This is a genomic window from Spirosoma pulveris, assembly GCF_054781875.1.
Genome location: NZ_BAAGTO010000004.1, coordinates 130,642 through 146,862 on the forward strand (window position 1 = coordinate 130,642; position 16,221 = coordinate 146,862).

Here is a 16,221-nt window from a genome sequence, read left to right on the forward strand (position 1 = left end):
TTTTCGTAGATAACCAACAAAACCAAGAGCATGGCAAGTCTTAACAAGATGACAATCATCGGCAACTTAGGTGCTGATCCTGAAGTACGTTATCTGGACGGTGGTGCTGTTGTCGCGACGTTTAATGTGGCAACGACCGAAAAATATACAAATAGAAACGGCGAGAAAGTAGAGCAAACCGAGTGGTTCCGGGTTGAATTATGGAACGAGCAAGCTAAAGTCGCCGAAAAATATTTAAAGAAAGGGAATTCCGTTTACGTTGAAGGCCGCTTGCGGACAGAGTTGTGGACGGACAAAGAAGGGAAAGAGCGTACTTCCCTGCGTGTGCGGGCTAATACCATGCAGCTTCTGGGAAGCCCCAATGACGGGCGCTCAGAGGAACCTGCGTACGAGGCTCCGCGCCAGCAGGCGGCCCCGGCACAAGCGGCTCCCCGCCAGCAATCCGCACCGCAGGCCGCTCCCCGTCAACAGGCGGCTCCGGCCCGTCGGGAGCCCGAACCAGTACCGTTTGAGAGCAACAGTGGTGATGACGACTTACCGTTCTAAACTACGCAGCGCTCAATTGTTGAACGAGATTTGATATACATGGACCTTAGTGATCCTCTTCCTCGACAGGTGCTCCTGGCCACAGACGGCTGGGGCACCTATTTTGATTTATACGGCCCCTATACGGCCTTAATTTTATTGCTGCTTACACTGGCTGGTTTGGTATCAGCTTCAGAGGCCGCTTTCTTCTCGTTGTCACCCGATGATCGTGCCCAGTGCCGCGATAGCGTATTGACTGCCGATCGTCGTATTGCCACCCTTCTCGAACGGCCCAAGCGACTTCTTGCCTCACTCGTTATCTTCAATAATTTACTGAACATTGCGATTGTGGTCATTGTCACTTACCTGACCTGGCAATTTTCTTTAACATCCCGGGCGGAGAACTGGGTATTGCCTGTTGTGACACTCGTAACTACGATTGCCATTGTACTTTTTGGCGAAATTGTCCCTAAAGTATACGCCAGTCAGAACAACCTTACCGTTGCCCGAAAAACGGCATCGCTGGCCCAGATTGGTCTGATGGTCTTTCGCCCATTGGCCATGGTGCTGGTTAACTTAAGCAATCAGGTCGACAAACGGATCGAGCGCAAAGGCTACAAGCTGTCTGTTGAAGAACTAAGTCAGGCAGTTGAGTTGACGGGTACCAACGCGACCGTTGAAGAAAAGGAAATCCTTAAAGGAATTGTTAACTTCAGCAACCTAACCGCACGGCAGGTGATGCGGGCAAGGCTGGATATTTCAGCTGTTGAGGATGATCTGACTTTTAGCGAACTGATGGAGCAGATCAATCTATCAGGGTATTCCAGAGTACCTGTTTACAAAGAGTCGCTCGACCAGATTGAAGGTATTCTTTACATCAAAGACTTACTGACCCACATTCACGAAGATGATTCTTTTCATTGGCTGTCATTGCTAAGGCCAGCATTTTTCATTCCTGAAAACAAGAAAGTCGATGACCTGTTGCAGGATTTCCAGAAAAAGCGCGTGCATATGGCGATTGTCGTTGATGAGTATGGAGGAACGCGCGGTCTGGTGACGCTCGAAGATATAATCGAAGAAATCTTTGGCGACATCAATGACGAATTCGATGATGAGACACCGCTGGGCTATCGACGGGAAGATGAACATACGGTGGTATTTGAAGGTAAAATACCGCTTACCGATGTATGCCGGGTATTAAACGTTGATGCCACTACATTTGAAGCGGTGCAGGGGGAGAGTGAGTCGCTGGGCGGCTTGCTGCTTGAACTATTCAACCGGCTACCTAAATCGGGTGAAGAAGTGGTTTATTCAAACTTCACGTTTCAAATCGTATCGGCAGATGATAAGCGGATTAATGAAGTGCGTGTACGAAAGGATGATACTGTAAAGCAGGAACAGGTATTGGCACCATCCAGATAGTGAGCATTCCTGCTTTGTAGGACTAATATATACTGTTTACGTCGGTTACTATTAGCTAACTGAAAGCCAGAATAATAGTACCCGCCGATGACTATTTACATAACCCGATTAAAATCTGTTGTCAAGCGAAGGACTATACCCATAGTCCACGGCCCATGTTGTAATCATCACCAATACGCTTGATCTCTACGACAGAATAGGTTAGAAAACCATGCTTACGTAATTCGCCGAGCCGCCGTTTTTCGAGGTAAGACAATTTCCCGTCTACCAGTACGCCAAAAACCAGCAGTCTCTCCAAACTACGCTGTACAGAAGCCGGCGCTTTAGCTAACTTTTCCAGGAAATTGTCGCTTATGGGCATATCTGCTTGTAGAGCGAACCGATCGATGAGGGTTTCTGTAAGCAGGAAGTGCGCATAATTGTATTGTCGTTTTAAAATAGAGACATACTGCAGCGCTTCCAGGATCAACGGGCTAAACTCATCATTCTTGCCCCATTCTTCATGCAGTTCATGTACAAACTCGCGAATAGTGGTTGGGGCCATTACCCGAACTTGGGCTTCGTGGAGTACATGCCAGGAGGCCCACGCGTTCCAGAATGCGTAAATGGGCATCCCGGCCAACTCGGTCACCTGCCGCAGGGCATATTGGCCGAAGAAGCGTTTTATAAAAAACTTCAAGGCAACACTGCTGAGCGCTGCTTTGGCCGTATTTATCAGGAAGAATAGCGTAAGCCCCCAGCGTGGCATGTTTAGGTAAGGGCTGATACCAAGGCGTAGAACACCTCTATTCGTTTTTTCGAGAGCGGCCTTGGCTAATGCCTGCAAGTGTCGTTCGTACTGCGCATCATGAGCGTTTGGGAATTGGCAAACGTGCATGATCATTTTAACCCCCCGCAGGTTAAGGGCAACCAGCAGATAGACTTCCAGATACACCAAAAGCAAGCCATAAAAGATGGTAACCAGGGGTAAGGCGAAGACATTACCAAAAAGCCTGAATGTGGTGTTGGTGAAGAGGTATGGCCACATATATTGAGGCCCGTACAACAATAGAACGCCCATAACTCCTAAAAAGGAAGCCATGGTTAGCGTAACGATTTTCGTTCGGCGAATAACGCGACTTTCAACAGGATTCAGTACGTATGGTTCATCGGCTGGATGGGGTGTATCGAGGGACTGGCGCAGGTAGCGTAGCGCCAGGTGATCGAGTGGACCTAGGCTATCATTGGGTGGCCGAGTAGACATATTCTTAACGTTGACAGTGAGTTAATCTGTAAACTGCGAAAGGGCTACGGTTGTTACCAAAAGGAACGCTAATCGTTGAAAGTAATTGATTGAACGGTAGTTACAACATGATAAGTATATGTTTTAGGAACGCGGCTTTGTAAAGTAGATATTAATATGTTTCCCTATGAAACGGTTTCTTTTGTGCTGCCTGATTGCAGGACAAGCAGTGGCTCAGCAGGTAGCCCCATCGCCTAAAACTACGCCGGCCCAACAGCGTGTTAAAGATGAAATGCTCGATGCCGCAACGGCGTTCGTAACCTTGCTCTCCGCCGACCAGCGAAAACAGGCAACCTTCCCGTTCGATGATAACGAGCGCTTCAACTGGCATTTTGTTCCGCGTGAGCGTAAGGGCTTACCCCTGAAGCAGATGAGTCCGGAACAACGTCAGGCTGCCATGGCCATGCTTAAAACGGGACTCAGTCAGCAGGGATACGACAAGGCAACGTCCATTATCGACATGGAAAATGTGCTTCGTGTTATTGATAACCGGCCGCCTAATGATGTTTATCGTGATCCGGAAAATTACTCGTTCACTATTTTCGGGGAGCCGGATGCAAAAACGCCCTGGAGCTGGCGTATTGAAGGGCACCATCTGTCTTTACAGTTTATGTCGCTGACCGGTAAGGTAATTGCGCAGACACCCACGTTTTTCGGCAGCAATCCCGGTGTGTTACGGTACGATACCAAAATGGCCGATAAGCGCATGTCTGACCCCCGCGTGAACGACCTGCCGCAGAAAGGAAGGTCCATATTAAAACAGGAAACCGAGCAGGCTTTCATCCTGTTGAAATCGCTCAATGAAGAACAGCGGAAGAAAGCGGTCATTGCCCCTATAGCTTATCCCGATATCGTAACCAGCAATAAACGGGTTGCTACAATCGACAAAATGGATGGGCTGATGGTGTCTGAGATGACACCTGAGCAACGGAAGCTGTTCATGAACTTACTACAGGCCTACTTGACCAATTACCGGATTACGCTGGCAAAGCAACAGATGGATAAGCTAACAAAGGCTGGTCTGGATAACCTGCACTTTGCCTGGGCTGGCGACCTGACGCCCGAGTTAGGCGATGGGAAAGGCTGGTACTACCGTATTCACGGGCCTACCATCCTGATCGAGTACGACAACACGCAAACGAATGCTAACCACATACATACGGTAGTTCGGGATTTGACCAATGACTGGGGCGAAGATTTGCTGCGGCAGCACTACCAAAGTAGCCATGCTGTCAAACCCTGAGGGCCATTTAACAATTTTTAAGCTAGATATAAGGCAGTTTCTTCGTAATTTGTGAATATTTTTTGTTCATACTTCATGAAGAAACTCCTTATCAGCGCATCCGTTTGCCTGCTTTCTATGGCAGCATCGGCGCAGGAAACGCAGTGGTATCTGCAGGATAAAACCAATAATACCGCCGGTATAAGTGTTGAACGTACCTACCGCGAACTGCTCAACGGTCGTAAACCAACCCCCGTCATTGTTGCCGTTATTGACGGTGGCATTGATACCACCCATGAGGACTTGCGTCGGGTGTTGTGGGTCAACCCTAAAGAAATTGCCGGAAACGGGAAAGACGACGATAAAAATGGGTACGTGGACGACGTTCACGGCTGGAATTTTATCGGTGGTAAAGACGGACGTAATGTCGATTTCGAAACCGCCGAAGTGACGCGTCTTTATGCCCAGCTAAAGCCAAAATACGAAGGCAAAGACCGGAAAGCCCTAAAGCCAGATCAGCAGAAAGAATACGATCTATACGTAAAGACGAAGGCGGAGGTTGAAAAAAACCAGACCAAATACAAAACAGAATATCAGGGAATCAGCCAGTTTTATAAACAGTATTCAGAAGCTGTTGCCACGCTGAAAAAAGCCCTTAACGTATCCAAGCTGGATACAATTACCTTGAGTAAAGCGGCCGATACACTATCCGATGTGTCCCTGAAACGGCCTGTATTGGGTATACTCCGGTTGCTGCGCCAGCAGAATGCGCCAAATACCGATGTGGTAATGGGTGAGTTGGAAAAGTACAATGACCAACTCAAATCACGCGCTGAATACAACTACAACCCTGATTTCAACAGCCGCACGATCGTAGGAGACAACCCGGACGACATGAACCAGCGGGATTACGGTAATCCTGATATCGCCGGTCCCCGGCCTGATCACGGGACGCACGTTGCGGGTATCATTGGTGCCGACCGGACCAATAATCTGGGTATTATGGGTATTGCCGATGCCGTTCAGATAATGGGTGTTCGTGCCGTTCCTGACGGTGACGAACGCGATAAAGACGTAGCCAATGCCATCCGGTACGCGGTCGATAATGGTGCCAAAATCATCAACATGAGCTTTGGTAAAGATTATTCACCCCAGCGTAAAACCGTTGAAGATGCAGAACGGTATGCCCTCTCAAAAGGCGTTTTGATGATTCATGCGGCCGGTAACGACGGAAAAGACATCGACACTGCTGCCAATTACCCCGCTCCCCGCTTCATTGACGGGTCGGCTATTCCAAACGTGATTACGGTGGGTGCCAGCGCCGAGCCGAACACCGCCGATCTGGTGGCCAGTTTCTCAAACTACGGAAAACAAAATGTTGACGTGTTTGCGCCCGGTAAGGACATTTATTCGACGGTGCCCGGCAGCAAATACGAGAACAACAGCGGAACCAGTATGGCATCGCCCGTAGTAGCTGGCGTAGCGGCTGTTCTAAAATCGTACTTCCCTAAACTGACTTACGCCGACATCAAACGGATTATCCTTGAATCGGCAACGCCTTATAAAACCAAAGTAACAAAGCCGGAATCTACAGATACCGTCGACTTCTCGACTTTGTCGAAAACGGGTGGCGTTGTGAACCTGTACGATGCCGTAAAGCTGGCTCTGGCGCAGGATGCAGCGACATCAGGTAAAGGAAAATAGCAGTTGCAGGGGCTGGAAGTAGCCGGTAAATAGCATAAGCAGCGGGAATCTCTAAGCCAATGGTTAAGGGTTCCCGCTACTTTTTTATGAACCGATCTAGTTGGGTGAAGTGCCCATCGGTAAGCCGAAGGATGTAGGTTCCCGGCGCTAGGTCCACTATGGAAATAGCCCCTTCAAACTGTCCATTTTGTGTTTTCAACAAAAAAGGAGGTTGTAGCAAAACGCCCCGTAGGTCGTATAAGCTTACCTGCGCCTGTTGAACGACCGAAGGATTACTGTACCGAATTGAGAGTGTATGCTCGGCTGGGTTAGGGTATATAGTAAATGCAGCCAATGGATCTGGAGTTATACCGGTCACAACAGTAGTCTGTACCAGTCTGTCCGTCGACCAGCCCATGCATTTCTGCTGGGTTATGGCTACTTTGTACGTGCCAGCCTGAGTGACCGATAACTTGAAGTCGCGGGCATTTACTAAGCTTTGCCCATCCCGGTACCACTGGTAGTGGTATGAGGTATCGATCGGTGCTATGAGTGTAACGGAGGCACCCTGTGGTAGAATAAGTTCCGTTTCTTCGGGTAAGATGGTTACCTCGTTCACGGATGAAAGAAGCACCTGCGCTTGTGGCGATACATACTGACAGCCATCCTTTGTTAAGCGTACTTGATAGGCGCCGGGCTGGGTTACGTTCAAATTGATTGAATGCGCATCGGCAATAAGCTGGTCATTGTGTAACCAGTCAATAACGGCGTCGTTGGTAGTTGTAAACTGTTGTACGTCAGCAAGGCGTAACGGGATCGTATCGCGGGTAACGCAAAGCCATTGAGGACTGGCCGGTGTTAATGTTAAGTTCAATGAACGAACCTGTACCTGAACCGGTAGTGAAACGGCCGAGCAGCCGTTCACGTCGGTAACTTTTACGAGGTAAGAGCCGGCCAGACTCGTCTCGTACGTATCCGATTTCGCGTTGGCAATAGCCACGCCGTTCCGTAGCCATTGATACTGTAAGCCAGCAGATTTAGTCGAGGCCGATAGAATAATAGACTTGCCCGCGCAAATAGTTGTGTCCTTAGCCGGCTGGATTGACGTGGCTAGTTGGCAATTAACCCGGCGAAGGCCGCTTATCACCACCGAAAAAGGCTGACTGGAATAGGTCATTGACCCTTTATGGGAAACAACCAGCGTATACGTTTGACCTGCTACCGGATCGGCTATGTAAACCTGCTCTACGTTATCCCGGTTGTTATCTCCGCGTTTGGCTGCCTGCTCCGGGCGAGCGGGGTCAAGAGTAAAGGGTAGGTTTGTTTGCTGGCCGTTGTTAACCCGTAAATCAAGATCATTGATAAGCTTAGGGCTCCTGTTATTGAGTGAACTGCTCGACAGACTCGATGCCGTTGCTTCTGGGTCGGTCCAGGAAAGGGTTATGATCAATGGTTCGTTACCCTGGGCGACAATGGATTGGGTAAAGGTGCCGCCAGAAACCAGGGACTTTTCCAGGATGAGGTGCGCCATATCCTGATTTAACAGCACACGGGCGGCAGCATTGGTGTTCAGTAAACCCCAGCCAAACTGGTAGTTAGGCCCCGTTGCAGGGCCAGGCCGGGTGGCGGTGTGCAGGGCTAGTCCCTTAAGCGTTGCGGCTCGCATGAACTGCCCGCTGGCTGGCATGCCTGGCCCTCTTTTGATAGCATATAATTCCTGTAGTAAGAACAACGACCCGGCTACATTGGCCGAAGCCATTGACGTACCGGTATAGTTGCCGTAAGTGGTATCGCTGGTGGATATTGACGAGAAAATTCCCGTTCCAACGCCTAATAGATCCGGTTTTATACGGCCATCATCAGTAGGTCCCCAACCGCTAAAAGGGGTTGAGCCAATTAGGGTCGGCTTGCCCTGATCGGTAAACGATAGCGTAGCGGCACCAACGGTCAACACATTTTTGGCCGTTGCTTCGCCCGGAATCACGTCATACGCATCGTTTCGGCTACGGGGTAGGTCACTTTGAACGGATGTGTTTTTTAGAAAATAAGGTGTTCCGGCGGGAGGTCCGGTTTCGCCACGCTTATTATCCGCCGAACGGACCATCAGAAAAAATGGGTTGTTGTACGCAATCTGGTCCAGGTCGCTGGCTTTTGCGGTATAAAAACCAAAGAGGTAGTCTTCTGTGGGACTGATAGTCGTATTTCCCCACCATTCCCATTTCAGATCAGGGTTGGTGCCGGGTCGAGTGTCGTTATAGACCCAACCGGCAACCGGCCCGTAGGAGTGATTGGAAACCAGCAGGCCAGGAGCCGCCTTTGTTAGCTCGGTGATGTCGTTCGTGTAATCCCACACCGTCAGTTGCGCTCCAAAAGCCATTCCTTTTGCTTGTTCACGTACGCCTTTACCGATCAGGGTTCCCGCCAGGTGAGTGGTATGGTCGTTTACGGGCGTTGTATTATCCTGCTGTACAATCCGGCTGCTGCCCGTTGTAGTGCCAGCAAACTCCTGGTGCGATGTCCGTACCCGCCCGCCATCCCATAAGCCAAGCCGACCGTTGCTAACGGCGCTATTGCCCGACAGCGAAATGGGCAGGGAACCTGTACCATATAAATCCTGAGTTTGTGTTCCCCTGGCTGCTTCTGCATTATGGAGCGTATAATAAACGGGTTGCCCCAGTGCATCTACCTCCATCAAGGTCAGCATTCGCTGATTGGAATAGTTTTTGCTAAGGGGCCAGCGATGCTGCTTTGCCAGTTGACGAGTACGCTTCTGTAAACGATCATACCGTTGAGTCAACGCCTGCTGCCACGTTAGTGTAGCTTTTGGGCCGGGCAACTGCGCATGAACCCGGTTCATGAAACTACACATAAACCACAACACAAGTACTGGAAAAGCCCAAGTACTGCGTTGTGGTTTACGTGTATTGATAAAATCGTATGTCTGTAATAGCTGCAGAGGGGTAGACGTTATTGCTTGCGAATCCGTTTCACCCGAACGTTTTGCGCCCGGTCGTCTTCTACAACCACAAAAAACGTACCGCCTGGTAAGTCTGCAACATCAAATATTGTTGAATAACTTTTTCCATCCCGTTGAAGGGTTCCCGTACGAACTGTTTGACCCGTGAGGTTCGTCAGACGCACCGTAGGTACTTTGGTCGAAACGGAAACATCGGCCAGCGAAACTGTAATTTGCCGAGTAGCCGGATTTGGATACACGCTCAGGTTAACATCGTCCGTAATGGGTTCGGTTGCCAGAATGGTCAGATAAACGTCACCTGAAATTAATTCCCCACAGCCATTGACACTACCTTTCACGGAATAACGCCCGCTTTTTACGACCGTATAGGTTGGAGAGGTGGCGCCGGCAATGGGTACGCCATCGAGCAACCACTGAATATTGGTTGTCGCGTTCGACGTTAGCGTAAACCCATTGGTCGTAATGGTGGGCGTTTGCGCTGTTTGCAGGGTGATGGCTACCGCAGCCGAATTGACCGGCAGGCAATTGTTTGATACCTGAACAATGTAACTTCCGGCCGCAGCGGTCAGGAGTGTACTGCTGGTGGCACCCGAAATAGCCTGTCCGTTTCGATACCATTGATATGTAAGCCCGGTTCCTGTATTCGCCTGCAAAAGAACACTGGCTCCCTGACAAACGCTGGTTGAGCCGTTGGGCGTTATCGTTGCCGTAGTACCTGTACCCGTTACCGGAGTAACTGCAACGCGTTGCGGACCGGGGCAGTCCAGCGATCGGACGCTCATGTTATAAAAATAATACCAGGCCGTTTTTAAGGTATCTGTCGATGTGCCGCTGTTAAACAGAGCCCCTTTGATAGTAACGACCGGCTGACCACTTTGCGTTTTTAGCTGATAGGGTAGCCCCGTAACGGCCGAATTACTTCGGAAAATAGACGCCCCATCCCCGTAATCGATCGTAATCTTATAATCGCCCGCTGCCGGAATTCGCAAATTTAACGGGTAAACGGCACCTTCATCGTTCGGGTCGTCGGGATAGGTGCCGCCACTGGATGTTGTCAGACTTTGGGTGCGGGTAGGTGTCACATCCAGCGTTACGCTCGATACGGCGGTGTTGTCGTACTTTCGAACCGTGAACGTAATTGTGCCTGCCGAGCCGATATACAGCCGGGCACTTTCAAGCAGGAGCGGCACCTGTGTGGTAATGAGCGGGGCAGGTTGGAACGCCGTCCCGTACGATCCGCCCCCAAACGCGTTTTTGTTGACTGGGCCGATTGTGCCCGAAAACGTGTTCAGTGAAGCATAGAGCTGACCGCTGGCGGGGATCGACTTAACTGCCACCTGGTTGCCTGCTGCCACCAGATTGCCGCCTGTTGGAGCGTCGTACCAGAAAGCCGTTCCTTCGCCTATGTTCCGGAGTGAAATGGTCGTATCGCTGCCGCAGCGAGTGACCGAAAACACGCCGTTTGTTGGGGCGAGGGCTGTCGAACGGGTTACCGTAAGGTTATTGTTTGCTGCATTCTGGTCTGTGCCAAGGCCCGACGAGATGATGAACTGGTACGTTTGGCCGGGAGCCAGTACGACGCTGGCCGGTAGTTGAAGAGAGACGGTACTTTCCCGAAAGGCGGTGAGCTCAGGAACGGTACCGCTGAGGGTCGTAACGGGGTTGTTGCTCGCATCCGTAATCCGAACACTGACTGGCACATTGGTCTGGTTTGCCGTACCATAATTATGAAGCCGGACCGCTACCGTAAGAGTAGAACCCGTCTGAGCGCAAAAATTCGACTCGGGCGAAACAAGTGCCATTACGCCTACATCGTTCGTTGTCTGGATTACATTCAGGACATAGTCCTGCGTTTCGCCGTTGCCGTAACTACCACAGGCTACAACGGAAGCGGTATTTTCGGTTTCGACAGCTACAATACGAAAGCGTACATTCTGGGCCGTCTGGACATTGGTGGGAATGGTTACCGTGGCGGTAAACTGGGCGGAGTTCTGCAACACCCCCGATACGGCCACGGTTTCGCCCGCGTCGTCGAAGCTTCCGTTCTGATTCCAGTCGGCGAAGGCTTTCACGATTACGTTACGCGTCGCGCCACAAGTGCCTAAGGATACGGTGAGCGGAATCTGCTGTCCAATCTGTACCGTGCCAACAGCTTGTGAGAAATCAGTATAGGACGTACAGCCCGCAGCTCCTGCCTGGTTGATATTGCTGAATTGTACCTGATTTATTTTTGTGTCGGCCGTTGAGGTGGCTCCCGACGTACAATACGCTTTTCCACCGATGCCGCTGACGAGCAGGGCATAATCCTGCTTGTTCCCGCCTAATGTGCCCTTGCTGGTGACGGTAATCGTGTAAGAACGGCCTGGTATTGGGTTGCTGATCAGTACCTGCTCCACGTTATCGCGAATATTGTCGCCCCGTGTAGCCGCTGCCGATGGGTTGTTAGGATCAAGTACCCAAGGGAGGGTAGTGGTGGTACCATCGCTGATGCGTACATCGAGGTCGTTGACAAGCTTGGGCGTCCGGTTATTCAGGTTCGCGGCCGAAACCGTGCTGGCGGTACCGGCGGGGTCTGTCCAGCAAATGGTAGAAACCAGCGGTCCAAGTCCAGACGCCACCACCGTTAGCGAGTAGGTTTCGGCTTGGTCGAGGGTACGCTCATCGAGCAAGTGATTCTGGTTGGTGTTTAAAATGACCCGTCCGGCCTGTTCTGCATTTAACAAACCCCAGCCGTATCGATAATCAGGACCGGGGGCTGTACCGGCTTCATCGGCCGTATGCAGGGCAAGCCCTTTCAGGGTGGACGACCGCATGAATTTCCCACTGTTTTGTTGAGAATATAATTCCTGCAGAAGCAACAGGGTACCCGCTACATTGGGCGTTGCCATGGAGGTGCCGTCATAAACGACATAGGCGCTATCGCTTTCCGAACTGGACGACAGGATACCGACGCCAATGCCGGAGATGTCGGGTTTGATACGGCCATCGTCTGTTGGCCCCCAACTGGTAAAATCGCTCAGCGGCACATCCGCCGATTGATTATAACCGAAATTCAGATTCCCAACAGCCGCTACAGTCAGGATGTTTTTCGCGTTGGCGTATGTACTGATCTGGTCATATCCCTGCTGGTCATCACGGGCCTGCGTACTGGTATTCCGGCTGCTGCCGAGGTAATAGGGCTGTCCGGCACCGGGTCCGCTGGAACCGTGGTCATTGCCTGCGGCCTTCACGATCAGGTAGTACGGCGAATTTTGCGCGATCCGGTCCCAGGTAGCCGTTGCGGAGTTATAAAAACCGAACTTGTAGTCTTCAGTTTTACTGACGGTGGTATCGCCCCACCATTCCCATTTTGTCGTGGTGGTTCGGGTGTCGTTATACACCCAGCCTGAATTGGAGCCGTAGGAGTGATTCGATATGAGCAGGTTAGGGGCTGCGGCACTCATCTCGGTCACATCGGAATTGAAGTCGTAGGCGCGTAGGTTGGTACCAAAGGCCATGCCTTTTACCTGCGGATTAACACCGGCAGCCATCATAATACCCGCTACGTGGGTTGAGTGACTTACCAGCGTAGCTGACGAATCGACCTGCACAACCCGGCTGCCCGTTCCATTCCGGAACTCAACATGGGTCTCCCGAACTCTGCCACCATCCCAAACCCCGAGTTTATTGGTTAGTGTACTTCCTGAAAGCGAAACGCTCAGGCTCCCGCCCGCATACAGCGAATTGGTTCGGGTGCTTATACCTGCTTTTGTGGTGCTGTATGTCGCATCATAAATGAGTTCGCCGGTAGCCGTAATCTCGCGCAGCATCATGACCCGACCGGAGGGCGAGATTTGCTTGATGGGGCGATTTAGCCGCTGCGCTGCCAACACGGCTGTTCGGTAGTTTTCGGTTTGGGCCTGTTCAATCGTTTTTCTAAGCTGGCTCTGTTGTACCCGCTGCGGGGCACTGTACTGAGGCAGAGATTGTGCCGTTAAAAGTGAGAAAGTGGTCGACCCTAAAAGGACGGTCAACCCACCAGTGCGAGACCATAAACGTTGAGACATAAATAAGTATAATAAAGCCGATACAGCACTCAATGAAATACGTATACTCTTTACGTAAGACAGTGGGATTCTGTTGCGTAACCGTTTGGCTGTATCGGTTGTTTTATTGACTTTTTAATGCCTTACTTTGGTTTGCCATATACCCAGGAAACGGGTACCGAATTGCCCTTTCGGTAGTTCACCTTCTGCAAAAGCCATTGATTGGACTCTTTAGAATTGGCCTGTATCGCTCCGGCCGCCAAGCCACCTACCGCCCCAAACATGATGCTCATAAATAGCGGTGCAGTCCCTGAGCTGGCATAGTTAGGCCTTGGCCGCCAGTAAAAGAAGTCATCACCTTCTTTCATCATCTTGTAAAAACCCAAGCCTGTGGCCCGCAGCAACATAGTGCCGTCCGAAACGGCAAATAAACCGTCTGGTCGTAACTTGGTTCTCTTCTTGTGTTTTTCGTCCCAGGTATATACCTGTATTCCGCTTTTTCGTTCGTCAATTTCCAGCTCAGCAACGGGTTCCGGTTTGTTTAATTTAAACTGCGTGTAATTTCTGTAGATACCGGCTTGCGCATGGCTGGTGGTATACATGGGCAGTTTATGTTTTTCTAGGCTATCGAGAACCAGCAGATCCTGATAGCTATACCTGGTTATCTCGGCTGGTACCTGTTGCCCGGCTAGTTGGAAAGCCTGTTTCGAAAGAAGACAAAACTGGTCACTAACCGAGCGTAGCAAAGCTTTGGTAACATCCCGCCCTGTGTTTGTGTAGATGGTGTCAATAGTCATCAACTCAGTGAACTGATCCGCAGAGTTTGACGTAAAAAGCTGCATAAACAGTCGGAGTCGCCCTGTTTCATTGCCGGTGCTATGTGTCTCATTGAGAAAGAATTCATTAAGAACTACGACAAGGGGCGTTTTCAACGCCTGACTCGTTGAATCCCTAAAATACGCTGCCAGACTGTCGGCAAGGTTCGCACAGACGATTTCCGTTGACTTGTTGGAAGCTCCGCTCTGAACGAGGCCAAGGAGTTGATTTTGACTGCGGTTATAAATGACTTTAACCGATTGAAAGCCTGTGGTTGTCCCTTTACAGGAAAAGTCGAAGTTTAATTCGGTCATTTGTCCGAACGAATTACCTACCGTTACCAGGAAAAGGTAAAGTGTAAAAAATCGCATATTGATTTGGTGGGGTTAATAAGAGAAGGTTATGTTCCAATTTCAGGAAATAGCTTTCCTGATTTTTAGAGGCCAAAATGTGGAAATTTTCATGTATTTACAAAAAGATATAAAGAATACTCATTACTATTTTTTGTGACAGATAGTCTTTACAAAGAGGCCTCCTGATGGCGATCAGTAGCTTTTTTCGTTACTGAGTATACTTAATGGTATTAAGCCAACTTACCGATTCAGATAGGCAGGGCAGTAACTGTTGTCTGTGCCGGTCGGCTGAACTGACTTGGCTAAAATTTAATCCCCAAATCTCTTAAACGCTTCGTTACTTATCTTGTCATACCGCAATAGCCAATGGGTACCCATCATGGACAAACTGACCAGACAGCAACAAACTCGTTATCTGTTCGCCCGGGCGGCTTTTGGAGCCACTCCCGCCGAGTTAACCGAAGCAGACCGAAAGCCCCTGCGAAAAGTAGTCCGCCAACTGTTCAGAGATAGCGAAACTACCGCAGAATTGCGCGTTGTGGAACCCGAACAAAACGAAACAAAGCAGCAGTTGAAAGGTATGTTGCGCGATGGGCAACTCGATAAAGAGATGCTTAAAGAGCGCATTCGGGATAATGCTGAAAAGGTGCGGGATCTCAACCTGTTGTGGATTGACCGGATGGCCACGGGTAAAGGCGCATTGCGCGAGAAGATGGCCTTGTTCTGGCATGGTCATTTTGCCTGCCGGGCACAGGGCCGGAATCCGCTGCTCATGCAGCAGTATGCCAACACACTTCGGCAAAACGCCCTGGGTAAATTTGGTGATTTACTGATGGCGGTTTCCAAAGAACCAGCCATGTTGCAATTCCTCAATAACCAGCAAAACCGGAAAAACGCCCCTAATGAGAACTTCGCCCGCGAGGTGATGGAACTCTTCACCCTGGGCCGTGGCAACTATTCGGAACACGACATTAAAGAAGCGGCCCGCGCGTTTACGGGCTGGCAGTTTACGCCCGAAGGGCAGTTCGTGTTTCGGGAGCGGGTTCATGACGAAGGCGAGAAGACGATCTTTGGTAAAACGGGCTCCTTCAAGGGCGAAGATGTGGTGGCGATGTTGCTCGAAAACCGGCAGACCGCCCGCTTCGTTACAGCTAAAATTTACCGCTTTTTTGTCAATGAGAATGAAGACAAAAACCGGATCGATGAACTGGCCGATCAGTTTTACAGGAGCGGCTATGACATTAGCGGCCTGATGGAGCAGATCTTTACCGCCGACTGGTTCTACGACCCTAAGAACATCGGCGCGCACATTAAATCACCCGTAGAGCTACTGGCTGGCATGCGTCATACCCTGGGTGTTCAGTTCGACCAACCTCAGCCGCAGATTTTCGTTCAGCGAACACTGGGTCAACTGCTGTTTTATCCACCCAACGTAGCCGGTTGGCCGGGGGGTAAAAACTGGATCGACTCATCGAGCCTGTTGTTTCGAATGCAGTTGCCCAACTACGTCCTCAAAGCCGCCGATGTGCTGGTTCGGCCTAAAGAAGACGGCGATGTGAACACCCAGTTGTTGGCCCGTAAAGGAAATGCGAAGTTTCGAACGACCGTCGGCTGGGCCGATTTTGAGCAGGCTTTTGCCGATACACCCGATGCCGGGCTAACGGATGCCCTGACGGCAGCACTGCTGCCCTTTCCGCTACGTCCGGACCAACGAATCGTACTTGAGAGTCAACTAAAACCCGGCCAGACACGCCCCGAACGCATTCATATGCTAACGGCTGCCATCATGAGCCTGCCGGAGTATCAACTCACTTAATGGCGAAAGATTGAAAGAGCGAAAACCAATCTGGAAATGAAAAAAGGTAATTGTCCGGAGTTTATTAAACCGGAAAGCTTTCGCTCTTTCAGCCTTTTAC

Annotated in this window: 9 protein-coding genes; 5 read left to right on the forward strand and 4 right to left on the reverse strand. The window is 50.4% G+C overall.

Going from position 1 to position 16,221, the window contains the following annotated elements:
* The first annotated feature begins 30 nt into the window (after window positions 1-30).
* Entirely contained in the window at window positions 31-546 is a 516-nt protein-coding gene (locus tag ACYVJM_RS16460) for a single-stranded DNA-binding protein (protein ID WP_461149320.1), read from the forward strand.
* Between the two features lie 39 nt (window positions 547-585).
* Window positions 586-1,947, forward strand: coding sequence for a gliding motility-associated protein GldE (gldE, locus tag ACYVJM_RS16465; RefSeq protein WP_461149321.1), 1,362 nt, complete (start codon window positions 586-588; stop codon window positions 1,945-1,947).
* Between the two features lie 133 nt (window positions 1,948-2,080).
* Here gldE and ACYVJM_RS16470 read toward each other — a convergent pair whose 3' ends face one another.
* A complete protein-coding gene (locus ACYVJM_RS16470; protein WP_461149322.1) occupies window positions 2,081-3,190 on the reverse strand; it encodes an LBF_2804 family protein in 1,110 nt (369 codons plus the stop codon).
* Between the two features lie 166 nt (window positions 3,191-3,356).
* Here ACYVJM_RS16470 and ACYVJM_RS16475 point away from each other — a divergent pair, with 166 nt between their 5' ends.
* Both ACYVJM_RS16475 and ACYVJM_RS16480 read left to right on the forward strand, forming a co-directional pair.
* Window positions 3,357-4,472 carry a DUF3500 domain-containing protein gene (locus ACYVJM_RS16475; protein ID WP_461149323.1) on the forward strand — a complete coding sequence of 372 codons (1,116 nt, stop codon included), beginning with the start codon at window positions 3,357-3,359 and terminating at the stop codon, window positions 4,470-4,472.
* A gap of 75 nt (window positions 4,473-4,547) precedes the next feature.
* Window positions 4,548-6,155 carry a S8 family peptidase gene (locus ACYVJM_RS16480; RefSeq protein ID WP_461149324.1) on the forward strand — a complete coding sequence of 536 codons (1,608 nt, stop codon included), beginning with the start codon at window positions 4,548-4,550 and terminating at the stop codon, window positions 6,153-6,155.
* Window positions 6,156-6,231: 76 nt separating this feature from the next.
* Here the strand turns inward: ACYVJM_RS16480 and ACYVJM_RS16485 are convergent, their stop codons facing one another.
* The 3 genes from ACYVJM_RS16485 to ACYVJM_RS16495 form a co-directional block, all read right to left on the reverse strand.
* Entirely contained in the window at window positions 6,232-8,991 is a 2,760-nt protein-coding gene (locus ACYVJM_RS16485; protein WP_461149325.1) for a S8 family serine peptidase, read from the reverse strand.
* Window positions 8,992-9,101: 110 nt separating this feature from the next.
* A complete protein-coding gene (locus tag ACYVJM_RS16490) occupies window positions 9,102-13,157 on the reverse strand; it encodes a S8 family serine peptidase (RefSeq protein WP_461149326.1) in 4,056 nt (1,351 codons plus the stop codon).
* Window positions 13,158-13,279: 122 nt separating this feature from the next.
* Window positions 13,280-14,323, reverse strand: coding sequence for a hypothetical protein (locus ACYVJM_RS16495; protein WP_461149327.1), 1,044 nt, complete (start codon window positions 14,321-14,323; stop codon window positions 13,280-13,282).
* Window positions 14,324-14,684: 361 nt separating this feature from the next.
* On the opposite strand from ACYVJM_RS16495, the gene ACYVJM_RS16500 reads away from it, so the two are divergent.
* The gene (locus ACYVJM_RS16500; protein ID WP_461149586.1) at window positions 14,685-16,121 is read left to right on the forward strand and encodes a DUF1800 domain-containing protein; all 1,437 of its coding nucleotides are present in this window, start codon (window positions 14,685-14,687) and stop codon (window positions 16,119-16,121) included.
* The last annotated feature ends 100 nt before the right edge of the window (window positions 16,122-16,221 follow it).